Below are 26,685 nucleotides of genomic sequence, written 5' to 3'. Positions count from 1 at the left end.
GCATCAGGCTTTTGGCTTTTTGCCGGCGGCGTGCAGCTTTTTATCGATTGCATCCATCAGCATGCCGCCGATGTCAGTGCCAAACGCATTGTCGATTTCGCGGATGCAGGTCGGGCTGGTGACGTTGATTTCGGTCAGGTGCTCGCCGATCACGTCGAGGCCGACGAACAGCAGGCCTTTCTCGCGCAGGGTCGGGCCGACCTGGGCGGCGATCCAGCGATCCTTCTCGGTCAGCGGACGCGCTTCGCCCCGGCCACCGGCGGCGAGGTTGCCACGGGTTTCGCCCAGAGCCGGAATCCGCGCCAGGCAGTAATCCACCGGCTCGCCATCGATCATCAGGATGCGCTTGTCGCCATCGACGATCGCCGGCAGGTAACCCTGAATCATGATCTGCTGCTTGCCGTGCAGGGTCAGGGTTTCGAGGATCACCGAGAGGTTCGGGTGGCCGGCGGTGTGGCGGAAGATCGACGAACCGCCCATGCCGTCCAGCGGCTTGAGGATCACGTCGCCGTGATGATCGGCGAACTGGCGCAGTACATCCGGGCGACGGCTGACGATGGTTGGCGGCGTGCACTGCGGGAACAGCGTGGCGAACAGCTTTTCATTGCAGTCGCGCAGGCTCTGCGGCTTGTTCACCACCAGCACGCCGGCGGCTTCGGCCTGTTCCAGCAGGTAGGTGGAGTAAACGAATTCCATGTCGAACGGCGGATCCTTGCGCATCAGGATCACGTCCAGCTCGCTCAGCAGCTTGTCCTGCTCGGCGTCCAGTTCGAACCACTTGTCCGGGTTGGCGAAGACTTTCAGCGGGCTCATCCGCGCCCGCGCCTGGCCCTCGGCCTGATACAGGTCTTTCTGTTCCATGTAGAACAGTTCCCAGCCGCGCTTCTGCGCGGCCAGCAGCATGGCCAGCGAGCTATCCTTTTTATAGGAAATGCTGGCGATAGGGTCCATGACAATCCCGACGCGAACGCTCATTGGGTTTTCCTCGAAATTTGGCTACCGGATCGGTATTGAAAAAGTGCCGCCAGAGTGGCGCCGGGCGGGTTTCGGGTCAAGGAAAAACCCGTCGATAGATTGCATCTGGAGACTGTGCTAAAAAGGCTGGCAGATCGCGCCGGCCCTTGGCTATCAAGGGTTTCAGGCCATTATTCACAGTAAATCGGACAATTTGATTCGCAAAGGCGACGGTAGAACCCTCTTATGGAACAGCAGTCCAGCGCCTTGAAGGTCATGGTGATCGACGACTCGAAAACGATTCGCCGCACCGCCGAAACATTGTTGAAGAACGTCGGTTGCGAAGTGATCACCGCCATCGACGGTTTCGATGCGCTGGCGAAGATTGCCGACCACCATCCCGGGATCATCTTCGTCGACATCATGATGCCGCGTCTGGATGGTTATCAGACCTGCGCCCTGATCAAGAACAACAGCGCTTTCAAGGCGACGCCGGTGATCATGCTGTCATCCAGGGACGGTCTGTTCGACAAGGCCAAGGGGCGGATTGTCGGCTCTGATCAATTTCTGACCAAGCCGTTCAGCAAAGAAGAACTGCTCAACGCGATCCAGGCCCATGTTCCGGGCTTCGCCGCCGTTTTGCCGCAGTAAGACACGCACAGTGACGCTCGGCCAGCGGGCCGGCAGTCGACCAGAAAAATGGGGAAGACCATGGCACGTATCCTGATCGTCGATGATTCGCCGACTGAAATGTACAAACTCACCGGCATGCTCGAGAAGCACGGCCATGAAGTGCTCAAGGCCGAGAACGGCGCCGACGGCGTGGCCCTGGCCCGTCAGGAAAAACCCGACGCGGTGCTGATGGACATCGTCATGCCTGGCCTCAACGGTTTTCAGGCGACCCGGCAGCTGACCAAGGATGCCGACACCGCGCACATCCCGGTGATCATCATCACCACCAAGGATCAGGAAACCGACAAGGTCTGGGGCACCCGCCAGGGCGCCAAGGATTACCTGACCAAACCGGTCGACGAAGACACCCTGATCAAGACCCTGAACAACGTGCTCAAGGGCTGATCGCGCAATCATGAGCGAATCGCTGACCGCGTTCGAACTGCTCTGGCAGATCGACCAGCGCTGCCGCCTGCTGGCGGCGGACCTGCCCTCGCAAGCGGCGCGCCCGGATCGCTGGAGCGGCATCGGCTTTCGCCTCGGCGAGCATTGGTATGTGGCGCCGATGGGCGAAGTCAGCGAAGTCCTGCACGAGCCGCGCTTCACCCAGGTGCCCGGGGTCAAGCCGTGGGTCAAGGGCGTGGCCAACCTGCGCGGGCGGCTGCTGCCGATCATGGACCTGTGCGGGTTCTTCGGCCACGAGCTGTCGCCGCTGCGCAAACAGCGCCGGGTATTGGTGGTGGAACACGAAGACGTGTTCGCCGGGGTGATGGTTGACGAGGTCATCGGTTTGCAGCATTTCGAGCAGGGCAGTTTCGAGCCGCTGTCGATCAGCAAGCGCCAGGGCTCCAAGGCCGAGTTCGTCAAAGGCTACTTCCGCCGCGAACAGAACTGGCGGGTGTTCAGCCTGTTTGCACTGGCCAGATCCCCGGTGTTCATGGGTGTCGCAATCTGATTGGTTGAATACCATCCCTGTGGGAGCGAGCCTGCTCGCGAATGCGGTCTGCCCTGCACATTGATGCTGGCTGACCCACCGCCTTCGCGAGCAGGCTCGCTCCCACAAGGGCCATGGCAGGTTTCATAGGCGAGGACCGATGACAAAAGCAAAAACAGGCAAGTCGGCAGAAGCATCGCGCAGTCGCGCGCAGATCATCGTGCTGTTTATCGCGCTGATCGTGTTCATCATGCTGCTGTTCGCCAACTTCGCTTACCTCAACACCCAGGCGAACTACGACAAGCAGTACATCGGCCACGCCGGTGAGCTGCGCGTGCTCTCGCAACGTATCGCCAAGAACGCCACCGAAGCGGCGGCGGGCAAGGCGGCCGCATTCAAACTGCTCAGCGATGCGCGCAACGACTTCGCCCAGCGCTGGAGTTACCTGAAGAAAGGTGACCCGAACACCGGCCTGCCCCCCGCACCCGTCGCCGTGCGCCCGGAAATGCGCGCGGTGCAGATGGACTGGGAACGCCTGCTGAAAAACACCGATGCGATCCTCAGCAGCGAACAGACTGTGCTGTCGCTGCATCAGGTCGCCGCAACGCTGGCCGAAACCGTGCCGCAGTTGCAGATCGAATACGAAAAAGTCGTGGAAATCCTCTTGCAGCGCGGCGCTCCGGCGGCGCAGGTGGCGATGGCGCAACGGCAATCGCTGCTGGCTGAACGCATCCTCGGTGCGGTTAACACCGTGCTCGCCGGCGATGAAAACTCGCAGCAGGCCGCCGATGCCTTTGGCCGCGATGCCGCGCGGTTCGGTCTGGTGCTCAACGGCATGTTGCAAGGCAACCCGGCGCTGAAAATCAGCCAGGTCCAAGACCGCGACGCCCGCGCCCGTTTGAGCGAAATTTCCGAGCTGTTCCAGTTCGTTTCCGGCTCCGTGGATGAAATCCTCGAAACCTCGCCGGAGCTGTTCAAGGTCCGCGAATCGGCGAGCAACATCTTCACCCTGTCGCAAACCCTGCTCGACGAAGCCTCGCACCTGGCCACCGGTTTCGAACATCTGGCCGGCGGGCGCAACACCGACACCATTGGCGGCTATGTGCTGGGCTTGCTGGCGCTGGCCTCGATCATCCTCATCGGCTTGGTGATGGTGCGCGAAACCAATCGCCAGTTGCGCGAGACCGCCGAGAAGAACGAGCGCAACCAGAACGCGATCATGCGCCTGCTCGACGAGATCGAAGACCTCGCCGATGGCGACCTCACCGTGACCGCTTCGGTGACCGAAGACTTCACCGGCACCATCGCCGACTCGATCAACTATTCCGTCGACCAGTTGCGCGATCTGGTGGCGACCATCAACCTTACCGCCGGCCAGGTTGCCGCCGCCGTGCAGGAAACCCAGGCCACCGCCATGCATCTGGCCCAAGCGTCTGAGCAACAGGCCCAGCAGATTTCCGAAGCTTCGACGGCGATCAGCGACATGGCCGAGTCCATCGATCAGGTCTCGGCCAACGCTGCCGAATCGTCGGCGGTGGCCGAGCGCTCCGTGGAAATCGCCAACAAGGGCAACGAGGTGGTGCACAACACCATCCACGGCATGGACAACATCCGCGAGCAGATTCAGGACACTGCCAAGCGCATCAAGCGCCTCGGCGAGTCGTCCCAGGAAATCGGCGACATCGTCAGCCTGATCGATGACATCGCCGACCAGACCAACATCCTTGCTCTCAATGCGGCGATCCAGGCATCGATGGCCGGTGATGCCGGGCGCGGTTTTGCTGTGGTCGCCGACGAAGTGCAGCGTCTGGCCGAACGTTCGTCCGCCGCGACCCGGCAGATCGAAACACTGGTGCGGGCGATTCAGGCCGACACCAACGAAGCGGTGATTTCCATGGAACAGACCACCACCGAAGTGGTGCGCGGCGCGCGACTGGCGCAGGATGCCGGTGTGGCCCTGGAAGAAATCGAAGGCGTCTCCAAGACCCTCGCGGCGCTGATCCAGAGCATTTCCAACGCGGCGCAGCAGCAGACGTCCTCGGCGGGGCAGATCTCGCTGACGATGAACGTGATCCAGCAGATCACTTCGCAGACTTCGTCGGGGTCAACGGCCACCGCCGAGAGCATCGGCAACCTGGCGAAAATGGCCAGTCAGTTGCGCCGTTCGGTGTCCGGTTTCACCTTGCCGGCGGCGACAGATAAAGCGTGAGTGGAGTGGTTATGGGTGATCGGCACGACTATGTGGCCCTGGAGTGGGTCAAGGGCGAAATTGCCGAAACGCTGAAGCTTGCGCATCAGGCGATCGAAGCCGTGCTCGACGATCCGCAGGCCTTCCCCGGGCTGGACGAATGCCTGGCGTACATTCATCAGGTCCACGGCAGTCTGCAAATGGTCGAGTTCTACGGCGCGGCATTGCTCGCCGAGGAAATGGAGCAGTTGGTCGAAGCTCTGCAACATGATCGCGTGCCGCACCGCGACGAAGCCTTGCACCTGATGCTGCAAGCGCTGGGGCAATTGCCGGCGTACCTCGACCGCGTGCAAAGCGCCCGCCGTGACCTGCCGCTGGTGGTGTTGCCGCTGATCAACGACCTGCGCAGCGCCCGTGGTGAAAGCCTGCTGGCGGAGACCAGCCTGTTCAGCCCGCCATTGCCCGAGCTGGCGCCGCTCGGCGACGAAGCACTCGCTGCACTGGAACCGCCCGATCTGCCGAACGTGCTGCGCAAACTGCGGCAGATGCTGCAAATGGCCCTGGTCGGTCTGCTGCGCGAACAGGATGACCAGACGCACCTCGGTTATCTGGCCAAGGTCTTTACTCGCCTGGAAGCGTTGAGCGGCGACGCGCCGTTAAGCCCGTTGTGGCAGGTCGCCTCGGCGCTGGTCGAGGGCATGCGCGAGGGCGTCATCGCCAACAGTCCGGCGCTGCGCAGCCTGTTCAAGGACGCCGACAAAGAGCTCAAGCGCCTGCTCGAGCAGGGCATCGTCGGGCTCAATCAACCGGCGCCGGCCGAGCTGCTGAAAAGCCTGTTGTTCTATATTGCCAAAGCCGAACATCCCACCGGGCAGATGCTGACCATGAAAGATCGCTACTCCCTGGACGACGCGTTGCCCGACAGCGCGATGGTCGATGAAGAACGCGCGCGCCTCGCCGGCCCCGACCGCGATGCCATGCGCTCGGTGCTGGCGGCGCTGTGCGAAGAGCTGGTGCGGGTCAAGGAGCGCCTCGATCTGTTCGTGCGCAGCGACCGCCAGCACGCCTCGGATCTGGACAGCCTGCTCGCACCGCTGCGGCAAATCGCCGACACCCTCGCGGTGCTGGGTTTCGGCCAGCCGCGCAAAGTCATCATCGATCAACTGGCGGTGGTCCTCAGCCTCGCCCAGGGCCAGCGCGAACCGAACGACGCGATCCTCATGGACGTCGCCGGAGCCTTGCTCTACGTCGAAGCGACGCTGGCCGGCATGGTCGGTACGGTGGAGACGCAAAGCGCCGACGATGCGCGCCTGCCGACCACCGACCTGACGCAGATCCACCAGATCGTGATCAAGGAAGCGCGCATCTGCCTGCAACAGGCCAAGGACATGATCGTCGACTACATCGACGCCGATTGGGACCGCCAGCACCTGCAAGCGCTGCCCGACCTGCTGACCCAGGTACGCGGCGCGCTGGCGATGATTCCACTGCCACGGGCGGCGAGTCTGGTCGAGGCCTGCAACGGCTTCATTCGCGAGCATCTGATGCTCGAGGCTCACGAACCGGGCTGGGAACAACTCGATCATCTGGCCGATGCGATCAGCAGCCTCGAGTATTACCTCGAACGCCTGAGCGACGATCCGCAAGTACCCGCCGAACATCTGCTCGATGTCGCGCAGGACAGCCTCGCCAGCCTCGGTTTCTTCCCCAACGAGCAGCCCGGCGAAGCGCAGGTGCCAGTGCTTGATGAAGTGCTCAGCCCTGACGAAGCGCAGGTCATGCAAGGCCTGCAAACCCTCGACGACCCTGAAGTCGTGCAGTCACTGGCCGAGGTGCTGGCCAGCCCGGTGTCGACGCTCAACCCGCCGGCACGCAATACCCCCGACAGCCTGATGCCGCCGCCGGCCGATGAAGAACCGGTGGACGATGAGCTGCGCGAAGTGTTCCTGGAGGAGACCGACGAAGTCCTCGCAGTCCTCCACGAATACCTGCCGCGCTGGACCGCCAATCCCCAGGACCGCGCCGCGCTGACCGAACTGCGCCGGGCCTTCCACACCTTGAAGGGCAGCGGGCGCATGGTTCGCGCGCTGGTCCTCGGCGAACTGGCCTGGGCGGTGGAAAACCTGCTCAACCGCGTGCTCGAGCAAAGCGTCGAACCCGGCGCAGTGCTGCGCCAATTGCTCGGCGACACGCTGTTACTGCTGCCCGAATTGATCAACGAATTCGCCACCCAGCGCCAACGCCAGCGCAGCGATGTCGACCAGCTCGCCGCCCGCGCCCACGCGCTGGCCAAGGGCGATGAACCGCTGGCCGCCGAAGACACCGACGACGTCGCCGCGCTGGATCCGCTGCTGCTGGAGATCTTCCGCAAAGAAGCCGAAACCCACCTCGCCAGCCTCAACCGCTTCCTCGATCAAGCCGCCGAGCACGTGCCGTTGCCGGCCAGCGACGAGCTGCAACGCGCACTGCACACGCTCAAGGGCAGTGCCTCGATGGCCGGTGTCTTGCCGATGGCCGAACTTGCCGCGTCACTCGATCAACTGGCCCGCGAGTTCAAGGCGCATCAGTTGCCGCTGGACTTGGATGAAGTGGAATTGCTGCTCGAAGCCGAAGGCCTGTTCCGTGTCGGCCTGCGTCAGCTCAAGCACGATCCGCTGGCGCCGATTGTCGGTGCGCAGTCGCTGATCAAACGCACCGACGCGCTGCTCGCCGAACGCCTGCAAGCCAGCTCCGATGGCGCTGACAGCGGGCTGCGCCTCAAGCGCGATCCGCAACTGATCAACAACTTCCTCGCCCAGGGCATGGACATCCTCCTCGACGCCGAAAGCCTTTTGCAGCGCTGGCAGCAACACCCCGGCGAGCGCCAGGAACTCAGTGCCTTGCTCGATGAACTGACCACCCTCGGCGAAGGCGCGCACCTTGCCGATCTGCTGCCGGTCGACGGTTTATGCGAAGCCTTGCTCGACCTGTATGGCGCGGTGGAAGAAAGCAGCCTGGCGGTCAGCGAGCGGTTTTTCCACGAAGCGCAACTGGCCCACGAAGCGCTGATCAACATGCTCGACGAACTCGCCGCCGGCCAGGAAATCACCCCGCAACCGGAGCGGATCCGCGCCTTGCAGGAACTGCTCGACGAAGGCCTCGACCCGGCGGCGATGGGCCTGATCCGCAGCGATGGCAGCCGCACCCTGGACATTCGCGAACTGGGCAGCGCCACCGCCCAATTGCAGCAATCGGCTACCGCGCTCGAGCCGGACGACGAGATCGTCGAAATCTTCCTCGAAGAGGCGGTGGACATCCTCGACAGCGCCGGACAAGCCTTGCAGCGCTGGCTCAAGGATCCGGACAATGCCGCGCCGCTGTCGTCGTTACAGCGCGACTTGCACACGCTGAAGGGCGGTGCGCGCATGGCCGAAGTCGAGGCCGTCGGCGACCTCGCCCAGGAACTGGAAAACCTTTACGAAGGCCTGGTCGATCGACGCTACAACCACAGCGCCGCGCTCGAAGGATTGCTGCAGCAGAGTCATGCACGCTTGGCAGGGATGCTCGAGCAACTGCAAGCACATCAAGCACTGACCCCGGCGCAGGATCTGATCGACGCGATCCGTCAGCTGCGGCAGGGCCAGGTTGCCAACGAAACGCTGCCCGCAACGGTCGAGCACGACAACGCCGGGCATGATCCGGAACTGCTGGAGATCTTCCTCGAAGAAGGTTTCGACATCATCGAAAGCTCGGGCGCCGCGCTGTTGCGCTGGCAGGCCGAGCCGGGCAACCGTCAGGAAATCGAAACCCTGCTGCGCGATCTGCACACCCTCAAGGGTGGCGCGCGAATGGTCGAAATCGGCCCGATCGGTGACCTCGCCCATGAGCTGGAATTTCTCTACGAAAGCCTCTCTAGCGGTGCGCTGCAACCCTCTGCCGAACTGTTCGCGCTGGTGCAGCGCGGCCATGACCGACTGGCGCAAATGCTCGATGGCGTGCGCGCCGGGCAGCCGTGCCCGCCGGCCGATCGGCTGATCAGCGCGATCCAGAATTTCAGCCATCCGGCGCAGGTTGAGACGCCGCCAGCGCCAGCTCCGGTCATCAAGCCTGAGGCTGCGCCACCGACCGCCGACGCCGGCGCGGACATGGTCAAGGTGTCCTCCGAATTGCTCGATGAGCTGGTCAATCTGGCCGGTGAGACCTCGATCTTTCGCGGGCGGATCGAGCAGCAGGTCAACGATGCGCAGATCGCCCTGAACGAGATGGAAACCACCATCGAACGTATGCGCGATCAGTTGCGCCGCCTCGACACGGAAACCCAGGGGCGCATTCTCAGTCGCCAGCAAGTCGATGGTGAGCGCCTCGGTTACGAAGACTTCGACCCGCTGGAAATGGATCGCCATTCGCAGCTCCAGCAACTGTCGCGGGCGCTGTTCGAATCCGCCTCGGACCTGCTCGACCTCAAGGAAACCCTCGACCGCCGCAACCACGACGCGGAGAACCTGCTGCAGCAACAGGGACGAATCAACACCGAGCTGCAGGAAGGCCTGATGCGCACGCGCATGGTGCCGTTCGAACGCATGGTGCCGCGTCTGAAACGCATCGTTCGTCAGGTCGCCGAAGAGCTGGGCAAGGATGTCGCGTTCGTTGTCGGCAATGCCGATGGCGAGATGGATCGCAATGTCCTTGAGCGCATGGCCGCGCCGCTGGAACACATGCTGCGCAACGCCGTCGACCACGGCCTGGAATCTGCCGAGGTGCGGCTGGCGGCGGGCAAACCGGCGCAGGGGCAGATCAGCCTCGATCTGTCTCGCGAAGGCGGCGACATGGTTTTCGACATCCGCGACGACGGCGCCGGGGTGCCGCTGGAAGCCGTGCGGCGCAAGGCGATCAAGCGCGGTCTGCTGGCGCCCGATGCCGAGATCAGCGACCGCGATGTGTTGCAGTTCATCCTCCAGCCGGGTTTCTCCACGGCGGAAAAGATCACCCAGATTTCCGGGCGTGGCGTCGGCATGGACGTGGTCCACGAAGAAGTGCGCCAGCTCGGCGGCAGCATGAGCATCGATTCGGTGCCGGGGCAGGGCGTGCATTTCCGCATTCGCCTGCCGTTCACCGTGTCGGTCAACCGCGCGCTGATGGTGCAGTGTGGCGAGGATCAATACGCGATCCCCCTGAACACCATCGAAGGCATCGTGCGCGTGTTGCCGAATGATCTGGAAGGGCACTTCCGTCACGATCCGCCGCGATATGAATATGGCGGTCAGCGTTATGAGCTGTGCTATCTGGGCGAGCTGTTGAAGACTGCGCCACGGCCGAAGCTGCTCGGGCAGAACCTGCCGTTGCCGGTGCTGCTGGTGCATTACAACGACCGCCACATTGCCGTGCTGGTCGACTCCATGGCTGGCACCCGCGAGATCGTGGTCAAGAGCCTCGGCCCGCAGTTCGCGGCGGTGCAGGGCGTGTCGGGGGCGACGATTCTCGGCGATGGCCGGGTGGTGTTGATTCTGGATCTGCTCGCACCGATCCGGGCGATGCAGGCGCGTCTTTCGCAAGAGCCGGCGCGCACGGAGATCGACAGCGAACCGCACAAGCCGCTGCTGATCATGGTCGTCGATGACTCGGTGACGGTGCGCAAGGTCACCAGCCGTTTGCTTGAGCGCCACGGCATGAACGTGCTGACCGCCAAGGACGGTGTCGATGCGATGCTGCTGCTTGAAGAGCACATGCCCGATCTGATGCTGCTCGACATTGAAATGCCGCGCATGGACGGCTTCGAAGTTGCCACTCAGGTGCGCGCCGATGAACGCCTGCAACATCTGCCGATCATCATGATCACCTCGCGCACCGGGCAGAAACACCGCGACCGCGCCATGGCCATCGGCGTCAACGATTACCTCGGCAAGCCGTATCAGGAATCGGTGTTGCTGGAGAGCATCGCCCAGTGGAGCAAGAAACATGCATGAACACCGGCACAACCCGCGCACCGGCCAGTTGACCGGGCTGCTGCTGCCGCTGGCCGATCGCAATCTGATCCTGCCGAACGTCGCCATCGCCGAGCTCATCGACTACCAGGCCAGCGCCTTCGACCTCGACACCCCGCCGTGGTATCTGGGCCGGGTGACGTGGCGCGAGCGGCAGATTCCGCTGATCAGTTTCGAATCGGCCTGCGGGCAGAAAATCGTCATCGGCGAACGGGCGCGAATTGTGATTTTGAATGCGCTGGGTGGATTGCCGGAGTTGAAGTTCATTGCCTTGCTGGTGCAGGGGATTCCTCGGTCTTACAAACTGGACAGTCAGTTGAGTTACGTGGATGTGCCGTTGTGTGCGCTGGAGCAGGCGGCGGTGCAGGTTGGCGAGCAGGTGGCGAAGGTGCCTGATCTGTTGGGGCTGGAGCGGTTGTTGGTGGAGGCTGGCCTGGCCCGCTGACCCAAGGCTTTCGCTTGATCGTTCCCACGCTCCGCGTGGGAATGCAGCCCGGGACGCTCCGCGTCCCTTTCAGAAGCCGAACGCGGAGCGTCCGTGGAGGCATTCCCACGCAGAGCGTGGGAACGATCAACATCAAGCCGCGCCTGTGTTTAAAGACACCCGGTGTTACGCCCCGCCAGCCTACAAATCCTTGCGCCGCTGCCTACGCCTGCGCCAGAATCCGCCGGCTTGTGCGCCCAGGGCATGCTGCGTAACTTGGATCGGGTCACTGATTCGCAGTGATCGGGTTTAGCAGCCCGTGGTTAATCTAAGGTTGCACGAGCACCGTCAGTCAGGCTTCACGCCTGCACTCGATGGCGGCTGTGCGCAGGGCGCTTCGGCGCGCCGGCTTCCTTAGGTTCCCCGGTCTGCTAACCTGCGTTCAGCTGCCACCCTTCTTTTAGCAGAGAAGCGGTTGCGGCTTTATCCGGAACCTGAAAATGAAAAAACCATCGCCAAACCCGCCGACCAAAGACCCGGCATCCCCCTACGAATCCCCCGACTCAAAGAAATTCCACGAAGCCGCCGAGCGCGCCCTCGACCATTACCTCGGCCCGCCCAGCCCCGACTTCATGGCCCCGCCGTACACCCCCAACACGCTGTACATGGCCAATCCCGAGGCCGACACCGAGTCCTTGCTGGCCGACGCCTGCGAAACCCTGGGTTCGGCGACAGTCATGTTGCACAACCACGCCGCCTCGGTGGACGGCTCACAGCGCAAGACCCTGCAGGGCATCGCGCAGATTGTCATGGTGGCGGAGATGGCGGTGAACCGGGTGCTGGACAAAATGGTGCCAACCGACTGAGATGTGGTGAGCCCACCGAGGCCATCGCGAGCAGGCTCACTCCTACAGGGGAACGCATTCCAAAATGTAGGAGTGAGCCTGCTCGCGATAGCTATTTAAAACGTTACGCTCAGCGTAATGATTCACCACCCAGCTTGATTGATGCCCTGACCGCACACGCCTAACTTGGCTCCACGACAGCGAACCCCGTGGAGTGAGCATGACAACAACAATTTCCCCCGACTCGCGCTGGACGCGGCGGCGTGACGAGAAGCAGCGCCGGCTCGACAAGGTGCGCGGGCTGGCCGATGGCGCGGTGTTGCCCAGTGACAAAATCGTCGCCGCGCTCGAAGCGTTGATCCATCCCGGCGATCGCGTGGTGCTCGAGGGCAACAACCAGAAGCAGGCGGATTTCCTTTCGCGCTCGCTGGCCAAGGCCGATCCGGCCACACTCCACGATCTGCATATGATCATGCCCAGCGTTGGCCGCTCCGAGCACCTTGACCTGTTCGAACGCGGCATCGCCCGCAAGCTCGATTTCTCCTTCGCCGGCACCCAGAGCCTGCGCATCAGCCAGTTGCTCGAAGATGGCTTGCTCGAAGTCGGCGCGATCCACACGTACATCGAACTCTACGCCCGCCTCGTCGTGGACCTGATCCCCAACGTCGTGCTCTCGGCCGGGTTCATGGCTGATCGTGCCGGCAACATCTATACCGGCCCCAGCACCGAAGACACCCCGGCGTTGATTGAGCCGGCAGCGTTCAGCGACGGCATCGTCATCGTTCAGGTCAACCAACTGGTCGACGACGTCAGCGAACTCCCTCGCGTGGACATTCCGGCGTCGTGGGTCGACTTCGTGGTGGTGGCCGACAAGCCGTTCTACATCGAACCGCTGTTCACCCGCGACCCGCGCCACATCAAGCCTGTGCATGTGCTGATGGCGATGATGGCGATCCGTGGCATTTACGAAAAACACAACGTGCAGTCGCTCAACCACGGCATCGGTTTCAACACGGCGGCCATCGAATTGATCCTGCCGACCTACGGCGAATCCCTCGGGTTAAAGGGCAAGATCTGCCGCAACTGGACGCTCAACCCGCACCCGACGCTGATCCCGGCGATCGAGAGCGGCTGGGTCGAAAGCGTGCATTGCTTCGGCACCGAACTGGGCATGGAAAATTACATTGCCGCGCGGCCAGATGTGTTCTTCACCGGCCGCGACGGTTCGCTGCGGTCCAACCGCATGGTCTGCCAACTCGCCGGGCAATACGCGGTGGATCTGTTTATCGGCGCGACATTGCAGGTCGATGGCGACGGCCATTCCTCGACCGTGACCCGTGGCCGTCTCGCCGGTTTCGGTGGCGCGCCGAACATGGGCCACGACCCGCGCGGTCGGCGTCACGGTACTCCGGCGTGGCTGGACATGCGCCACGCCGATGCGCCGCAACCGATGCTCGAACGCGGCAGGAAACTCGTGGTGCAAATGGTCGAGACGTTCCAGGAGGGCGGCAAACCGACCTTCGTCGAAACCCTCGACGCGGTCGAAGTGGCGAAGAAAAGCGGCATGCCGCTGGCACCGATCATGATCTACGGCGACGACGTCACCCACCTGCTCACCGAAGAAGGCATTGCCTATCTGTACAAGGCGCGCTCGCTGGAAGAGCGCCAGGCGATGATCGCAGCGGTGGCCGGCGTTACCGCCATCGGCCTGCGGCACAACCCGAAAGACACCGAACGCATGCGCCGCGAAGGCCTGATCGCCTTGCCCGAAGACCTTGGCATCCGCCGCACCGACGCCACCCGCGAATTGCTCGCAGCGAAAAGCGTGGCCGATCTGGTCGAGTGGTCCGGCGGTCTCTATAACCCGCCCGCCAAATTCAGGAGCTGGTAATGCACGCATTCAACCTGCAAGCGCAACCGCTGTCACTGGCTGATCGATTGGCCGATCTGGCAGTGGACGCGCTGATCGACGAAGCGGATCTGTCGCCGAAACCGGCGCTGGTTGATCGTCGCGGCAATGGCGCACACACCGATCTGCACCTGGGCCTGATGCACGCGTCCGCGTTGGCCTTGTGGCCAGCGTTCAAGGAAATGGCCGAGGCAGCGCTGGACATTGGCGAAGTCGGTTTGCCGTTGCGCGAAGCGATTGGTCGCATCGGCCGTGAAGGCGAGCAAGCCATGCTTGTGACCACCAACGGCGTCAACACCCATCGCGGCGCGATCTGGGCGTTGGGACTGTTGGTGACGGCCGCCGCGCTGCAACCGAAATCCATCGCCCTGTGTGCCGCACGCCTGGCACTGCTCGACGACCGCTACGCACCGAAACCGCTCAGCCACGGCGCACAAGTTGCCCAGCGCTACGGCGCACACGGTGCCCGCGAAGAAGCGCAACTGGGCTTTCCGTCCGTGCTGCAACGCGGCCTGCCGCAACTGCACAAAAGTCGCGCCAACGGCCACGGCGAACAGAACGCCCGACTCGACGCCTTGCTGGCGATCATGACCGAGCTGGCCGACACCTGCGTGCTCTACCGCGCTGGCGAACCCGGCCTGCACGCCATGCAGTCGGGGGCGCAAGCGGTGCTCGACGCCGGCGGCAGCGCCAGCCTCAGCGGTCGCCGGCGCCTGCACGAACTGGATCAACAACTCATCGCATTGAATGCCTCGCCCGGTGGCGCCGCCGACTTGCTCGCAGCCACGCTGCTGCTCGATCGCATCGAGCGCGACGGCATTGTTCAGGGAGCATTTTGATGGAAAGCCTATCGTTTGAATTCCCCGCCGGGCAGCCGCCACGCGGTCGTGCGCTGGTCGGTTGTGTCGGTTCGGGTGATCTGGAAGTGCTGATCGAACCGGGCCTCGCCGGCAAGCTGACGATCAATGTGCAGACCTCGGTCAACGGCGCGCAGCAGCGCTGGCAACACCTGTTTGCGCGGATGTTCGACGGCACCACGCCGCCGGCGATGGCCATCGACATCCACGATTTCGGCGCGACGCCGGGTGTGGTGCGCTTGCGGCTGGAGCAGGGTTTCGAGGAGATCGGCCATGACTGACAGCGCAGCGTTGCTCAACAAACACAGCTTCGTCGAGCTCGGTGCGCGACAGCGGGCGAAAGCCTTGCTCGACGCCGAGACCTTTCGCGAACTGCTCGATCCGTTTCAACGGGTGATGTCGCCATGGCTCGAACGCCAGGGTGTGGTGCCCCAGGCCGACGACGGCGTGATCATCGCCAAGGGCAGTCTTGACGGTCTGCCGGTAGTGATCGCGGCGATTGAAGGCGCATTCCAGGGCGGCAGCCTTGGCGAAGTCGGCGGGGCGAAGATTGCCGGCGCGCTGGAACTGGCCGCCGAAGACAACCGCAACGGCATCGTCACCCGTGCGGTGTTGCTGCTGGAAACCGGCGGCGTGCGCTTGCAGGAAGCCAATCTCGGCCTCGCGGCGATTGCCGATATTCACGCGGCGATTGTCGATTTGCAGCAATACCAACCGGTGGTCGGCGTGGTCGCCGGCAGTGTCGGTTGCTTCGGCGGCATGTCGATTGCCGCAGCGCTGTGCAGCTATCTGCTGGTGACCCAGGAAGCACGTCTCGGCCTGAACGGCCCGCAGGTGATCGAGCAGGAAGCCGGGATCGAGGAATACGACTCCCGCGACCGGCCATTCATCTGGAGCCTGACCGGCGGCGAACAGCGTTTCAACAGTGGTCTGGTGGATCGTTATGTCGGCGATGACGTGGCGCAGATTCGTCAGCAGGTCGGAGAATTGCTCCAGCTAGGCTTGCCGGTACAGCCGCGCAGCCAGCGCGCCGAGTGGTTTCTGCAACGCATCGGCAAGCTGAACACTGACCAGCAAATCGAACCGTCGGTGGTTCGCGATCTGTATCAAGGAGAGCGCTCATGAGTGGCTATTCACTGCGCGGTTTGCACTGGTTCAACGCCTTGAGCGCTGGCGCTGAAAGCGTTGAAGGTCTACCGCCGTCGTTGCGGGTGGCTGACGCTGAGCTGGGGCGTTTTATCGCCGTGGTCGCCGATCCGGACAATCGTTTCCCTCGCGCCCGAAACGGCGAAGTCGGCTTGCTCGAAGGCTGGGGTCTGGCCAAGGCTGTGGATGACGCGATCAGCGCCGATCGCGACAACGCGCGGAAGCGCCCGATCATCGCCATCGTCGATGTGCCGAGTCAGGCGTATGGCCGGCGTGAAGAAGCCCTCGGCATTCATCAGGCCCTGGCTGGCGCGGCGGACAGTTATGCCCGGGCGCGTCTGGCCGGGCATCCGGTGATTGCGCTGCTGGTGGGTAAAGCGATGTCGGGCGCATTTCTCGCGCATGGTTATCAGGCCAATCGGCTGATTGCTTTGCGTGATCCCGGTGTGATGGTGCACGCGATGGGCAAGGCCTCGGCGGCGCGGGTGACATTGCGCAGTGTTGAAGAGCTGGAAGCGCTGGCCGCCAGCGTGCCGCCCATGGCCTACGACATCGACAGCTACGCCAGCCTCGGTCTGCTTTGGGAAACTCTCTCGGTGCAGCAGATTGAACAGCCGACGGCGGAAGATCTGGCGCGGGTGCGCGAGTGCCTGGAGCAGGCGATCGATGATGTGAGCAGCAGTGATTTGAAAGGGCGCCTCGGTGCGAGCAATCGTGCTGCTTCCAGCCGCGTCCGCGAACTGCTGAGGGCGCAGTGGTGAACCTGCCCCTGGCCCACGATCTGCTCTGGGGTATGACACCGGCGCAGTTGCCGGCAGATGCGCCGGCGTGGGCGGTCGAGGTGCTGGCGGCTGGGCAACCGGTGGTGGTGCGGCGGGCTTTGAGTGCTGCCGGTTTTGTCGCGGTGGGTGTGCGTGGTGTTTTGCGCGAGCAGCGCCTGGCGGCGTTCATGCCGGTTGATTCGATTGCCCTGCAGGTCAGTCCTGAAGCGCTGTGTCATGTCGACAGCCCGCGTGATTTGCCGGTGATGCAGGCGCTGCAACAGCTGCGACCGCTGCTCGACGATTGCGGCTGGGTCTGGGGTGTCAGCGGCAGTGTCGGATTTGAATTGGCCAGTGGCTTTGCCGCGATGCACGCTGCCAGCGATCTCGATTTGATCCTGCGTACGCCGCAGATGATCCGCCGTGATCAGGCACGCGAACTGGTCGCGCTTTTTGATCAAACCGTGTGCCGGGTCGACGCGCAATTGCAGACGCCATTCGGTGCGGTGGCCTTGCGCGAATGGGCCCGTGGTTCGTCCCGAGTGCTGCTGAAAAATGCCCATCAGGCGTGTCTGGTGACGGACCCGTGGAACCCGCAGGAGCAAGCAGCGTGAGCAGTTTGCTGGTGTTTCCCGGCCAGGGCGCGCAGCAATCCGGCATGCTCCAGCGCTTGCCAAGGGAAACGCTGGTCGAGGCCAGTGATGTGCTCGGCGAGGATGTCTTGCTGCTGGATTGTGCCGAGGCATTGCGCACGACCAGAGCGGTTCAGCTGTGCCTGCTGATCGCCGGTGTCGCTGGCTCACGGCAGTTATTGCAGGATGAACTGGCTGCGGATTACGTCGCCGGCCTGTCCATCGGCGCTTATCCGGCGGCGGTGGTGGCGGGGGCGTTGAGTTTCAGCGATGCGCTGCATCTGGTCAGCCTGCGCGGTGAGCTGATGCAGCAGGCTTATCCACAGGGCTACGGCATGACCGCGATCATCGGTCTGCAATTATCCACAGTGGAAACGCTACTGGCCCAGGTGCACAGTGAAGAAACGCCGGTGTATCTGGCCAACATCAACGCCGATAACCAAGTGGTGATTGCCGGCAGCGACAAGGCCATGCAAGCGGTGGCCGAACTGGCGCGCGGTCGCGGCGCCGGAGTGGCGAAACGGCTGGCGGTGAGCGTGCCGTCGCATTGCCCATTGCTGGAAAAACCGGCGCAGGCGCTTGCCGACGCCTTCGCCAAGGTTGAACTGAAGAACCCGAAAATCGCTTATCTGAGCGGCAGTCGCGCGCGGCCTGTGACCAAAGTCGAAGCGCTGCGCGATGACCTCGCTTTCAACATGTGCCGGGTGGTGGATTGGCGCGGCACCGTGCAAAGCGCCTACGAGCGCGGCGTGCGTCTACAGATCGAACTGCCGCCCGGTGCGGTGCTGACCGGGCTGGCGCGCCGGGTGTTCGAGCAGGGCACCGTCACTGCCTTCGACAGTGCCCGCCTAGACACCCTGCAAGCGCTGTTGCGCGAGGAGGGTGGCCGCCAACTCTAAAACCGCCGACTCAAGCTTCGAACAACAAAAACAACATTCGACGATGCACTTTGAGGACTACAACAATGATTATTTACGGTGTGGCGCTGCTGGCGATCTGTACGCTGGCAGGGGTGATCATGGGTGACATGCTTGGCGTGTTGCTGGGCGTCAAATCCAACGTCGGCGGGGTCGGCATTGCGATGATCCTGCTGATCTGCGCGCGCTTGTGGATGCAAAAGCGCGGCGGCATGACCAAGGATTGCGAGATGGGCGTCGGCTTCTGGGGCGCGATGTACATTCCGGTGGTGGTGGCAATGGCCGCGCAGCAGAACGTCGTCACCGCCCTGCACGGCGGCCCGGTGGCGGTGCTGGCGGCAATCGGCTCCGTGGCGGTTTGTGGTTGCACGATTGCCCTGATCAGCCGCACTCACAAGGGCGAACCGTTGCCCGACGAACCGGCGGAAATTTCCCCGGTCGGCACCCCGGTAGGAGGTCGCTGACATGTGGGATCTCATCGAAAAAGGTCTGGAGCACAATGGGCTGATCACCGCATTCGCCTTCGTCGGCGTGATCATGTGGGTGTCGGTGATTCTCTCCAGGCGTCTGACCTTCGGACGCATCCACGGCTCGGCGATTGCCATCGTCATCGGCCTGGTGCTGGCCTGGGTCGGCGGCACCATGACCGGCGGACAGAAAGGCCTGGCCGATCTGACGCTGTTCTCCGGCATCGGCCTGATGGGCGGGGCAATGTTGCGTGACTTCGCCATCGTCGCCACCGCATTCGAAGTGCAGGCCACCGAAGCGAAGAAGGCCGGCATGATCGGCGTGATCGCCTTGCTGCTGGGCACGATCCTGCCGTTCATTGTCGGCGCGTGCATGGCCTGGACCTTCGGTTATCGCGACGCGGTGAGCATGACCACCATCGGCGCGGGTGCGGTGACTTACATCGTCGGGCCGGTGACCGGTGCGGCGATCGGCGCGACCTCGGATGTGATGGCGTTGTCGATTGCCACCGGGTTGATCAAGGCGATTCTGGTGATGGTCGGCACCCCGGTTGCGGCGCGCTGGATGGGTCTGGACAATCCGCGTTCGGCGATGGTCTTTGGCGGGCTGGCCGGGACGGTGAGTGGCGTGACCGCGGGGCTGGCGGCGACGGATCGGCGCTTGGTGCCGTACGGGGCGTTGACGGCTACCTTTCATACCGGTCTTGGGTGTTTGCTGGGGCCGTCGCTGTTGTTCTTCATTGTTCGCGCGATTGTCGGTTGAGCCTCTAACTGATCGTTCCCACGCTCTGCGTGGGAATGCAGCCCGGGACGCTCTGCGTCCCAAAGCGGACGCGGAGCGTCCATTGAGGCATTCCCACGCGGAGCATGGGAACGATCATGGGGTGATCTGGCGATTGGCATACATCCGACACTCCGCCAGCAACGCCAGCAGATTCGGATCACGCTCCTTGGCCTTGAGAAACACCACGCCAATGTGCTGCTGCAAGCGGTACTTCTCCTGCAACGGGATGAGCTTCACCCGGTTCTCGTACACCGCCGCAATCCGCCCCGGCAACAAGGCGTAGCCCACCCCTGAGCTGACCATGCTCAGCAAAGTGAAAATGTCATTGACCTGCATCGCCACCTTCGGCTCGAACCCTGCCTGCTTGAACACCCGCACACCGTCCTGATGCGTGGCGAAGCCCTGGGTCAGGGTGATGAAAGTTTCATCGCGCACTTCCGCCAGATCCACTTCACTGCGCTGAGCGAATTTTGAATCGGCCGGAGTGGCGAGGAAAATGTCGTCGGAAAACAGCGCAATCTGTTCGCAATCGGGATCGTTGATGCTGTCGTCCAGCGACACCAGAATCGCGTCGACTTCCATGTTTTTCAGCTTGTAGAGCAGGTCGATGTTTGAGCCGAGGATCAGGTCGATGTTGAGTTCGCTGCGGCGGATTTTCAGGCCCATGATCAGCTGCGGCACGGTCTTCACCGTCAGCGAATACAGCGAGCCGAGCTTGAAACGCTCGGCGGAGAATCCGGCAGCTTCGCGGGTCAGGCGCACGCTTTCGACCACGTCGTTGATCAGCTTCTGCGCACGCTCTTCCAGCACGTAAGCGCTTTCCAGCGGCGTCAGGTTGCGCCCCTCGTGTTTGAACAGCGGGCAACGCAAGGCGCTTTCCAGAGAGTGGATGGCGCGGTGCACGCTGACGTTGCTGGTCTGCAATTCGGCGGCGGCGCGGGCGAGGTTGCCGGTGCGCATGAAGGCGAGGAACACCTCGAGTTTTTTCAGGGTCAATTCTTCGTCGATCAGCATGGCGCGGACTCTTTTTGGTATCGGCCGATTGTGCACGGTATGCGTGGCGCTTTGTAGGAGCTGCCGCAGGCTGCGATCTTTTGATCTTTTAAACGGAAACATTGCGCTTTTACGCTCAAGGCCCGAGCCTTGCGCGCTGCGGTAACGAATGTGAGGTGAGCAATACATGTATCACGGGGAAAAACTCAACGCGTGGACCCATCTGGTTGGAGCCATCGCCGCGTTTATCGGCGGCGTGTGGATGCTGGTAATCGCCAGCCTCGACGGCAGTCCATGGAAGATTGTCAGCGTGGCGATTTATGCGTTCACCTTGCTGGTGCTGTACAGCGCTTCGACCGTGTACCACAGCGTGCGCGGGCGCAAGAAAGCGATCATGAAGAAGGTCGATCATTTTTCGATCTACCTGCTGATCGCCGGCAGCTACACGCCGTTCTGCCTGGTGACGTTACGCGGGCCGTGGGGCTGGACGCTGTTCGGGATTGTCTGGGGGCTGGCGTTGATCGGCATTCTGCAAGAGATCAAACCGCGCTCCGAGGCGCGGATTCTTTCGATCGTGATTTACGCGGTGATGGGCTGGATCGTGCTGGTCGCGGTCAAACCGCTGATTGCAGCACTCGGGACGGCGGGGTTTGCCTGGCTGGCCTCGGGCGGCGTGCTGTATACGGTAGGGATTATCTTTTTCGCCCTGGATCACCGCTTGCGGCATGCCCATGGCATCTGGCATCTGTTCGTGATCGCCGGGAGTCTGCTGCACTTTGTCGCGATTCTGTTCTACGTCCTCTAAACACCGCCATTCCCTTGTAGGAGTGAGCCTGCTCGCGATTGCGTCAGTTCAGTCAATGAGTGGTGGCTGATACACCGCTATCGCGAGCAGGCTCACTCCTACAGGGACGTATTCCAATCGAGACTCTAAAAGTCACCCCAAAGCTGTTGTGCAACAGCCAATGCCACCACCGGCGCGGTCTCGGTGCGCAGCACCCGTGGGCCGAGGCGGGCGGCGTGGAAGCCGTTGGCCTTGGCCTGCTCGACTTCGCCATCTGACAAGCCACCTTCCGGCCCGATCAGGAACGCCAGCGTCGCCGGTCTGGCATGGCTGACCAGCGGCTCTGCCACCGGATGCAACACCAGCTTCAACTCCGCTTCAGTCTGCTTGATCCAGTCCGCCAACAACACTGGCGGATGAATTACCGGCACCCGCGAGCGCCCACATTGCTCGCACGCGCTGATCGCTACCTGGCGCCAGTGCAGCAGGCGTTTGTCGGCGCGTTCGTCCTTGAGGCGGACTTCACAGCGGTCACTGAAGATCGGCGTGATTTCATTCACGCCCAGCTCGGTGGCTTTCTGAATCGCCCAGTCCATGCGCTCGCCACGGGACAGGCCCTGGCCCAGGTGGATCTGCAGCGGCGATTCGACCTGTCCGGCGAATTGCTCGTCGATCTGCACGACGACGCGCTTCTTGCCGACTTCGACGAGCGAACCGCGAAACTCATGGCCGGAACCGTCGAACAACTGCACCGCATCGCCCTCGGCCATGCGCAGCACGCGGCTGATGTAATGCGCCTGGGCTTCCGGCAGTTCGTGTTCGCCGGTGCTCAGCGGGGCGTCGATAAAGAAGCGGGACAGTCTCATTTCGGGTCTCTCAGATTAGATCGTTCCCACGCTCCGCGTGGGAATGCCTCACCGGACGCTCTGCGTCCGCTTTTGGGACGCGGAGCGTCCCGGGCTGCGTTCCCACGCGGAGCGTGGGAACGAGAAATTACGGTTAGCCAGGATCACGGAAACCGGGATGGAAATCTTTCGGTACCGCGACACTGACGCTGTCACGCGTCGCAATGTCGATGCCTTCACTGGCCACTTCGGCCAGAAAGTCGATCTGCTCCGGGGTGATCACATACGGCGGCAGGAAGTACACCACGCTGCCCAGCGGCCGCAACAACGCGCCACGCTCCAGCGCATGCTGGAACACCTTCAAACCGCGTCGTTCCTGCCAAGGGTAGGCTTCTTTCGTGGCTTTATCCTTGACCATCTCGATGGCCAAGACCATGCCGGTCTGGCGCACTTCGGACACGTTGGGGTGATCGACCAGATGCGCGGTCGCCGAGGCCATTCGCTGAGCCAGGGCTTTGTTGTTCTCGATGACGTTGTCCTGCTCGAAGATATCCAGCGTCGCCAATGCCGCCGCGCAGGCCAGCGGGTTGCCGGTGTAGCTGTGCGAGTGCAGGAAAGCGCGAAGGGTCGGGTAGTCGTCGTAGAACGCGTTGTAGACCTCGTCGGTGGTCAGGCACGCGGCTAGCGGCAGGTAGCCGCCGGTGAGGGCTTTGGACAGACAGAGGAAGTCCGGGCGGATGCCGGCCTGCTCGCAGGCGAACATCGTGCCGGTGCGGCCGAAGCCGACGGCGATTTCGTCGTGAATCAGGTGCACGCCGTAACGATCGCAGGCCTCGCGCAGCAGCTTGAGGTAGACCGGGTGATACATGCGCATGCCGCCGGCGCCCTGAATCAGCGGCTCGACGATCACTGCCGCGACGCTGTCATGATTCTCCGCCAGCGTCTGTTCCATGGCGGCGAACATGTTGCGCGAATGTTCCTCCCAGCTCATGCCGTCGGGGCGCCCGTAACAGTCCGGGCTCGGCACTTTGATGGTGTCCATCAGCAGGGCTTTGTAGGTCTCGGTGAACAGCGGCACGTCGCCGACCGCCATCGCCGCCATGGTTTCACCGTGGTAGCTGTTGGTCAGGGTGACGAAGCGCTTCTTGTTTGGCTGGCCGCGATTGAGCCAGTAGTGAAAGCTCATCTTCAGTGCGACTTCGATGCACGACGAGCCATTATCGGCGTAAAACACCCGATTCAGGCCTTCGGGGGTCATTTTCACCAGGCGCTCGGACAGCTCGATCACCGGCTGATGACTGAAACCGGCGAGAATCACGTGTTCAAGTTGATCGACCTGATCCTTGATGCGCTGGTTGATGCGCGGGTTGGCGTGGCCGAACACATTGACCCACCAGGAGCTGACCGCGTCGAGGTAGCGCTTGCCTTCGAAATCTTCGAGCCAGACGCCTTCGCCGCGCTTGATCGGGATCAGCGGCAGCTGTTCGTGGTCTTTCATCTGGGTGCAGGGATGCCACAACACCGCGAGATCGCGTTGCATCCACTGGTTATTCAGGCCCATTTACAGTCTCCTCGAGGCGGCTCGCGTCAGGCGCGGGCGAACAATCGCGCAAGCCTATGCAATGCATCGCGCGGGAACAACCCATTGTGTCGATTGAGCTACTTTGTCTGAGTCGATAGACGTCGCTGGCGGCGTTTTGATGGCTAACGTATTCTTCGCGGTTCTTTGAGTCGTCTGACTCGCAAAACTGCTTTTTCCCACATGTTTTCCGGAGTTCGCTGAATGTCTGTCGGTTGGCTGCGCGCCTGTGCGCTGGTGATGTTGGGGCTGTTCAGCGTTACGGCGCTGGCCAAGGATAAAACCGCAATCGTGATCGGCGGTGGCCTGTCGGGTCTGACTGCCGCTTACGAGCTGCAGAACAAAGGCTGGCAGGTCACCCTGCTGGAAGCCAAACCGAGCCTGGGCGGTCGCTCGGGCATGGCCACCAGCGAGTGGATCGGCAACGACAAGACCCAGCCGGTGCTGAACAAGTACGTGTCGACATTCAAGCTCGGCACCACGCCGGCGCCGGAATTCGTCCGTACCCCGAGCTATCTGATCGACGGCGATTATTTCTCCGCTGCTGATCTGGCCACCAAGCAGCCCGCCACCGCCGATGCGCTCAAGCGCTACCAGAACACCCTCGACGATCTGGCGCGCTCGATCGACGATCCGCAGAACCCGGCGGCGACTGCCACCCTGCATGCGCTGGATCAGATCACCGTATCGAGCTGGCTCGACAAGCAGAACCTGCCGGCCACCGCGCGTCAGCTGATCAACCAGGACATTCGCACTCACTACGACGAACCTTCGCGTCTGTCGCTGCTGTATTTCGCTCAGCAGAACCGCGTTTATCGCGGCGTCTCTGACCGTGACCTGCGCGCCTCGCGTCTGGTCGGCGGCAGCCAGGTGCTGGCCCAGGCCTTCGTCAAACAGATCAAGACCATCAAGACCAGCTCGCCGGTCTCGGCCATCACCCAGGACAAGGACGGCGTGACCGTCAAAGTCGGCAGCGTCGGTTATCAGGCGGATTACGTGGTGCTGGCGGTGCCGCTGCGCGCACTGAACAAGATCTCGCTGACCCCGGCACTGGATGCTCAGCATCTGGCAGCGATCAAGGGCACCAACTACGGCTGGCGCGACCAGATCATGCTGAAATTCAAGACGCCGGTGTGGGAAAGCAAGTCGCGCATGTCTGGCGAAATCTACAGCAATACTGGCCTGGGCATGCTCTGGATCGAGCCGGCGCTCAAGGGCGGCGCCAACGTGGTGATCAACCTGTCCGGCGACAACGCTCGTGTGATGCAGGCGTTCGGCGACAAACAGATGGTCGACCAAGTGCTGATCCGTCTGCACGCGTTTTATCCACAGGCCCGTGGTTCGTTCACCGGTTATGAAATCCGTCGCTACAGCACCGACCCGTCGATGGGCGGCGCCTACCTGGCTTACGGCCCGGGGCAGATCAGCAAGTTCTGGCGCCTGTGGGAACGTCCGCTGCAACGCGTAGCGTTCGCCGGCGAACACACCGACACCTTGTACCCGGGCACCCTCGAAGGCGCACTGCGCACCGGCCAGCGCGCGGCCAGCCAGGTGGAAGATCTGGCGGCAGGCAAATCGTTCGAACCGGTCAAAGTGGTGCCGGCTGCAGCTGCGGCAGGCGCGGCGGGTGCGGCGGCGGCGAAGAAGGGCAACTTCTTCACTAACCTGTTCGGCGGCTCGGATGACGAGAAGAAGCCTGAGCCAGTGAAAGCGCCAGAGCCAGCACCTGCTCCGGTCGCTCCAGCGCCTGCACCGACCCCGGCACCTGCGCCAGCTCCGGTGGAAGCACCGAAACCAGCGGCCCCAGTGAAAGCTGAACCGGCGAAGAGAGCAGCGGCCAAGCCAGCGGCGAAGAAACCGGCGGCAAAAACCGACACGAAAAAGCCGGCGGCGAAGAAGGCTGAACCGGCGAAGAAGCCAGCGGCCAAGCCTGCTGCAACGACCGAGACCAAGGCGCAGTAAGGCTTTGTTCCCATGAAAAACGCGGCCCTCGGGTCGCGTTTTTTTTGCCCTGCGTTTCTGTCCTTCGTCATCCGGTTACGGGACTTACCTGCGTACCGGAGGCTTCCCACAAGACACTCGGAACCAGGTGATAGCGGCTGCCAGCGCACCAATTTTATGCTGGAAAAAATTGGAGGCATGCTATGCAAACGTTTATCGCGATACTGGTTTTGATTGCACTTTCCGGATGTAGCAAAGGGCAATTTTTCCCCGGCGGCTATGGTTCTGAACTGGCGCACAAGTGCCAGATAGACCCCTACAGTGCCGAATGCCTGCAACCGCCGGCGGTACTTCATAACTGACCGGCCATGAATGGCTGGTCAGTTAAAACTCCCACTTGAAGAACTCTGTTCCGTTCGGCAGTTTCCTCAGCCACTTTTGCTTGGGTTTGCGCAGGCGCCCGGGAATGAAACCGAAACGCGCCCAGCGCAGACTGCCCGTGCGCTGGTCGTAAATCACCAGGTTTCCATCGTCCTGCACAGTCATGTATGTGTTGTACCAAAGCGACTTGTCGGCGCTGTGCGTGCTTTCCGCGATCCATAATCGTCGCCTGGAGGGGTCATAAAGAAAGCCGCTGTTGCTGATCACAAACTGCAGCGGCTCGCGCATCTTCTTCGGGTGCAAAGTTGCGCTGTAAGGTTGATTGGCGTCGGCGATCCAGATGATCGCCTCACCGTCCTTGAGCACGAGGTTCCCGTCGCTTTGCAGCATCAGACGAAATCGACCGTTCTCGGATTGCAGGAATTGGCCCGCAGACATCGTTTGATTGGGCGGCAGTACAGAAGAACCACTTGCTTGAAAGGGCGTATATCGCAGAGCCATGTTTTCGTGCCTGTTTGAATAATGAAAAGAAGCATCATTCGAGCAGGTTTGAACTGCGCATCAGCGGTACATAGTTATCAGGGGCGAGTTTCGCCGTCTGCGTGTGCAGAGATGACGATGGTCAATGCAGCCCCCGTCATTTGTACAAGCGCTCCACGCAGGAATCGCCTTTAATCCTTCCTTAACACCCCGCTCGCAGACTCTTGATCGT

24 protein-coding genes are annotated in these 26,685 nt (G+C 62.4%); 19 read left to right on the top strand and 5 right to left on the bottom strand.

Annotated features, from left to right (window positions below; all coding sequences use genetic code 11):
* Window positions 1-3: 3 nt before the first annotated feature.
* Window positions 4-975 (bottom strand): glutathione synthase, encoded by a 972-nt coding sequence (gene gshB / locus J2Y90_RS04075; protein ID WP_253496770.1) that lies wholly within the window; start codon window positions 973-975, stop codon window positions 4-6.
* Window positions 976-1,200: 225 nt separating this feature from the next.
* Here gshB and pilG point away from each other — a divergent pair, with 225 nt between their 5' ends.
* The 16 genes from pilG (at window position 1,201) to madM (ending at window position 19,429) form a co-directional block, all read left to right on the top strand.
* Entirely contained in the window at window positions 1,201-1,605 is a 405-nt protein-coding gene (gene pilG / locus J2Y90_RS04070; protein WP_016772743.1) for a twitching motility response regulator PilG, read from the top strand.
* A gap of 60 nt (window positions 1,606-1,665) precedes the next feature.
* Entirely contained in the window at window positions 1,666-2,031 is a 366-nt protein-coding gene (pilH, locus tag J2Y90_RS04065; RefSeq protein ID WP_039757553.1) for a twitching motility response regulator PilH, read from the top strand.
* A 10-nt stretch (window positions 2,032-2,041) separates the two neighbouring features.
* Window positions 2,042-2,581, top strand: coding sequence for a chemotaxis protein CheW (locus J2Y90_RS04060; RefSeq protein WP_253496768.1), 540 nt, complete (start codon window positions 2,042-2,044; stop codon window positions 2,579-2,581).
* Window positions 2,582-2,720: 139 nt separating this feature from the next.
* A complete protein-coding gene (locus tag J2Y90_RS04055) occupies window positions 2,721-4,769 on the top strand; it encodes a methyl-accepting chemotaxis protein (RefSeq protein ID WP_253496766.1) in 2,049 nt (682 codons plus the stop codon).
* Window positions 4,770-4,780: 11 nt separating this feature from the next.
* Window positions 4,781-10,690: an Hpt domain-containing protein gene (locus J2Y90_RS04050; RefSeq protein ID WP_253496763.1), complete on the top strand. Its 5,910-nt coding sequence runs from the start codon at window positions 4,781-4,783 to the stop codon at window positions 10,688-10,690.
* The gene (locus J2Y90_RS04045) at window positions 10,683-11,153 is read left to right on the top strand and encodes a chemotaxis protein CheW (protein WP_253496759.1); all 471 of its coding nucleotides are present in this window, start codon (window positions 10,683-10,685) and stop codon (window positions 11,151-11,153) included. Before J2Y90_RS04050 ends, J2Y90_RS04045 begins: the two co-directional genes overlap by 8 nt.
* A 479-nt stretch (window positions 11,154-11,632) precedes the next feature.
* On the top strand, window positions 11,633-11,998 hold the full coding sequence (locus J2Y90_RS04040; protein ID WP_253496756.1) for a DUF6124 family protein: 366 nt from the start codon (window positions 11,633-11,635) through the stop codon (window positions 11,996-11,998).
* Window positions 11,999-12,197: 199 nt separating this feature from the next.
* Window positions 12,198-13,868, top strand: a complete 1,671-nt coding sequence (gene mdcA, locus J2Y90_RS04035; protein WP_042606577.1) for a malonate decarboxylase subunit alpha — start codon at window positions 12,198-12,200, stop codon at window positions 13,866-13,868.
* Window positions 13,868-14,725 (top strand): triphosphoribosyl-dephospho-CoA synthase, encoded by an 858-nt coding sequence (locus tag J2Y90_RS04030; RefSeq protein ID WP_253496753.1) that lies wholly within the window; start codon window positions 13,868-13,870, stop codon window positions 14,723-14,725. Before mdcA ends, J2Y90_RS04030 begins: the two co-directional genes overlap by 1 nt.
* A complete protein-coding gene (locus J2Y90_RS04025) occupies window positions 14,725-15,024 on the top strand; it encodes a malonate decarboxylase subunit delta (protein ID WP_056786420.1) in 300 nt (99 codons plus the stop codon). Before J2Y90_RS04030 ends, J2Y90_RS04025 begins: the two co-directional genes overlap by 1 nt.
* Entirely contained in the window at window positions 15,017-15,868 is an 852-nt protein-coding gene (locus tag J2Y90_RS04020) for a biotin-independent malonate decarboxylase subunit beta (RefSeq protein WP_253496750.1), read from the top strand. Before J2Y90_RS04025 ends, J2Y90_RS04020 begins: the two co-directional genes overlap by 8 nt.
* Window positions 15,865-16,650 (top strand): biotin-independent malonate decarboxylase subunit gamma, encoded by a 786-nt coding sequence (mdcE, locus tag J2Y90_RS04015; protein WP_253496747.1) that lies wholly within the window; start codon window positions 15,865-15,867, stop codon window positions 16,648-16,650. The genes J2Y90_RS04020 and mdcE overlap by 4 nt, the downstream gene beginning before the upstream one ends.
* Entirely contained in the window at window positions 16,644-17,264 is a 621-nt protein-coding gene (locus J2Y90_RS04010; RefSeq protein WP_253496744.1) for a malonate decarboxylase holo-ACP synthase, read from the top strand. Before mdcE ends, J2Y90_RS04010 begins: the two co-directional genes overlap by 7 nt.
* Window positions 17,261-18,181: a malonate decarboxylase subunit epsilon gene (gene mdcH / locus J2Y90_RS04005; protein ID WP_253496741.1), complete on the top strand. Its 921-nt coding sequence runs from the start codon at window positions 17,261-17,263 to the stop codon at window positions 18,179-18,181. The genes J2Y90_RS04010 and mdcH overlap by 4 nt, the downstream gene beginning before the upstream one ends.
* Window positions 18,182-18,246: 65 nt before the next feature.
* Window positions 18,247-18,663: a malonate transporter subunit MadL gene (gene madL, locus J2Y90_RS04000; protein ID WP_042606584.1), complete on the top strand. Its 417-nt coding sequence runs from the start codon at window positions 18,247-18,249 to the stop codon at window positions 18,661-18,663.
* Between the two features lies 1 nt (window position 18,664).
* Window positions 18,665-19,429 (top strand): malonate transporter subunit MadM, encoded by a 765-nt coding sequence (gene madM, locus J2Y90_RS03995; RefSeq protein WP_042606585.1) that lies wholly within the window; start codon window positions 18,665-18,667, stop codon window positions 19,427-19,429.
* A gap of 114 nt (window positions 19,430-19,543) precedes the next feature.
* Here the strand turns inward: madM and J2Y90_RS03990 are convergent, their stop codons facing one another.
* On the bottom strand, window positions 19,544-20,464 hold the full coding sequence (locus J2Y90_RS03990; protein ID WP_008083125.1) for a LysR family transcriptional regulator: 921 nt from the start codon (window positions 20,462-20,464) through the stop codon (window positions 19,544-19,546).
* A gap of 166 nt (window positions 20,465-20,630) precedes the next feature.
* On the opposite strand from J2Y90_RS03990, the gene trhA reads away from it, so the two are divergent.
* Entirely contained in the window at window positions 20,631-21,248 is a 618-nt protein-coding gene (gene trhA, locus J2Y90_RS03985) for a PAQR family membrane homeostasis protein TrhA (RefSeq protein ID WP_039757573.1), read from the top strand.
* A gap of 125 nt (window positions 21,249-21,373) precedes the next feature.
* On the opposite strand, the gene J2Y90_RS03980 is transcribed toward trhA, so the two are convergent.
* Window positions 21,374-22,093, bottom strand: coding sequence for a 16S rRNA (uracil(1498)-N(3))-methyltransferase (locus tag J2Y90_RS03980; RefSeq protein ID WP_065616484.1), 720 nt, complete (start codon window positions 22,091-22,093; stop codon window positions 21,374-21,376).
* A gap of 133 nt (window positions 22,094-22,226) precedes the next feature.
* Complete coding sequence (locus tag J2Y90_RS03975) at window positions 22,227-23,633, bottom strand: adenosylmethionine--8-amino-7-oxononanoate transaminase (RefSeq protein WP_253496738.1); 1,407 nt, start codon at window positions 23,631-23,633, stop codon at window positions 22,227-22,229.
* A gap of 222 nt (window positions 23,634-23,855) precedes the next feature.
* Between J2Y90_RS03975 and J2Y90_RS03970 the strand changes: the two genes are divergently transcribed.
* Both J2Y90_RS03970 and J2Y90_RS03965 read left to right on the top strand, forming a co-directional pair.
* Window positions 23,856-25,613, top strand: coding sequence for a flavin monoamine oxidase family protein (locus tag J2Y90_RS03970; RefSeq protein ID WP_253496735.1), 1,758 nt, complete (start codon window positions 23,856-23,858; stop codon window positions 25,611-25,613).
* 182 nt (window positions 25,614-25,795) lie between these two features.
* Window positions 25,796-25,954, top strand: a complete 159-nt coding sequence (locus tag J2Y90_RS03965) for a hypothetical protein (RefSeq protein ID WP_253496731.1) — start codon at window positions 25,796-25,798, stop codon at window positions 25,952-25,954.
* Window positions 25,955-25,976: 22 nt separating this feature from the next.
* Here J2Y90_RS03965 and J2Y90_RS03960 read toward each other — a convergent pair whose 3' ends face one another.
* On the bottom strand, window positions 25,977-26,474 hold the full coding sequence (locus tag J2Y90_RS03960; protein ID WP_123417826.1) for a hypothetical protein: 498 nt from the start codon (window positions 26,472-26,474) through the stop codon (window positions 25,977-25,979).
* Between the last annotated feature and the right edge of the window lie 211 nt (window positions 26,475-26,685).

Origin of the sequence: Pseudomonas koreensis, from assembly GCF_024169245.1 — a bacterium.
Classification (GTDB): Bacteria; Pseudomonadota; Gammaproteobacteria; order Pseudomonadales; family Pseudomonadaceae; genus Aquipseudomonas; species Aquipseudomonas koreensis_F.
Note: the sequence above shows the minus strand (reverse complement) of the source record. Positions and strands in the feature narration are given on the sequence as shown.

What these genes read in the sequence shown, in the direction of transcription:
- gshB (WP_253496770.1), bottom strand. Translation starts at nt 975, where the DNA reads ATGAGCGTTCGCGTCGGGATTGTCATGGACCCTATCGCCAGCATTTCC.
- pilG (WP_016772743.1), top strand. Translation starts at nt 1,201, where the DNA reads ATGGAACAGCAGTCCAGCGCCTTGAAGGTCATGGTGATCGACGACTCG.
- pilH (WP_039757553.1), top strand. Translation starts at nt 1,666, where the DNA reads ATGGCACGTATCCTGATCGTCGATGATTCGCCGACTGAAATGTACAAA.
- J2Y90_RS04060 (WP_253496768.1), top strand. Translation starts at nt 2,042, where the DNA reads ATGAGCGAATCGCTGACCGCGTTCGAACTGCTCTGGCAGATCGACCAG.
- J2Y90_RS04055 (WP_253496766.1), top strand. Translation starts at nt 2,721, where the DNA reads ATGACAAAAGCAAAAACAGGCAAGTCGGCAGAAGCATCGCGCAGTCGC.
- J2Y90_RS04050 (WP_253496763.1), top strand. Translation starts at nt 4,781, where the DNA reads ATGGGTGATCGGCACGACTATGTGGCCCTGGAGTGGGTCAAGGGCGAA.
- J2Y90_RS04045 (WP_253496759.1), top strand. Translation starts at nt 10,683, where the DNA reads ATGCATGAACACCGGCACAACCCGCGCACCGGCCAGTTGACCGGGCTG.
- J2Y90_RS04040 (WP_253496756.1), top strand. Translation starts at nt 11,633, where the DNA reads ATGAAAAAACCATCGCCAAACCCGCCGACCAAAGACCCGGCATCCCCC.
- mdcA (WP_042606577.1), top strand. Translation starts at nt 12,198, where the DNA reads ATGACAACAACAATTTCCCCCGACTCGCGCTGGACGCGGCGGCGTGAC.
- J2Y90_RS04030 (WP_253496753.1), top strand. Translation starts at nt 13,868, where the DNA reads ATGCACGCATTCAACCTGCAAGCGCAACCGCTGTCACTGGCTGATCGA.
- J2Y90_RS04025 (WP_056786420.1), top strand. Translation starts at nt 14,725, where the DNA reads ATGGAAAGCCTATCGTTTGAATTCCCCGCCGGGCAGCCGCCACGCGGT.
- J2Y90_RS04020 (WP_253496750.1), top strand. Translation starts at nt 15,017, where the DNA reads ATGACTGACAGCGCAGCGTTGCTCAACAAACACAGCTTCGTCGAGCTC.
- mdcE (WP_253496747.1), top strand. Translation starts at nt 15,865, where the DNA reads ATGAGTGGCTATTCACTGCGCGGTTTGCACTGGTTCAACGCCTTGAGC.
- madL (WP_042606584.1), top strand. Translation starts at nt 18,247, where the DNA reads ATGATTATTTACGGTGTGGCGCTGCTGGCGATCTGTACGCTGGCAGGG.
- madM (WP_042606585.1), top strand. Translation starts at nt 18,665, where the DNA reads ATGTGGGATCTCATCGAAAAAGGTCTGGAGCACAATGGGCTGATCACC.
- J2Y90_RS03990 (WP_008083125.1), bottom strand. Translation starts at nt 20,464, where the DNA reads ATGCTGATCGACGAAGAATTGACCCTGAAAAAACTCGAGGTGTTCCTC.
- trhA (WP_039757573.1), top strand. Translation starts at nt 20,631, where the DNA reads ATGTATCACGGGGAAAAACTCAACGCGTGGACCCATCTGGTTGGAGCC.
- J2Y90_RS03980 (WP_065616484.1), bottom strand. Translation starts at nt 22,093, where the DNA reads ATGAGACTGTCCCGCTTCTTTATCGACGCCCCGCTGAGCACCGGCGAA.
- J2Y90_RS03975 (WP_253496738.1), bottom strand. Translation starts at nt 23,633, where the DNA reads ATGGGCCTGAATAACCAGTGGATGCAACGCGATCTCGCGGTGTTGTGG.
- J2Y90_RS03970 (WP_253496735.1), top strand. Translation starts at nt 23,856, where the DNA reads ATGTCTGTCGGTTGGCTGCGCGCCTGTGCGCTGGTGATGTTGGGGCTG.
- J2Y90_RS03965 (WP_253496731.1), top strand. Translation starts at nt 25,796, where the DNA reads ATGCAAACGTTTATCGCGATACTGGTTTTGATTGCACTTTCCGGATGT.
- J2Y90_RS03960 (WP_123417826.1), bottom strand. Translation starts at nt 26,474, where the DNA reads ATGGCTCTGCGATATACGCCCTTTCAAGCAAGTGGTTCTTCTGTACTG.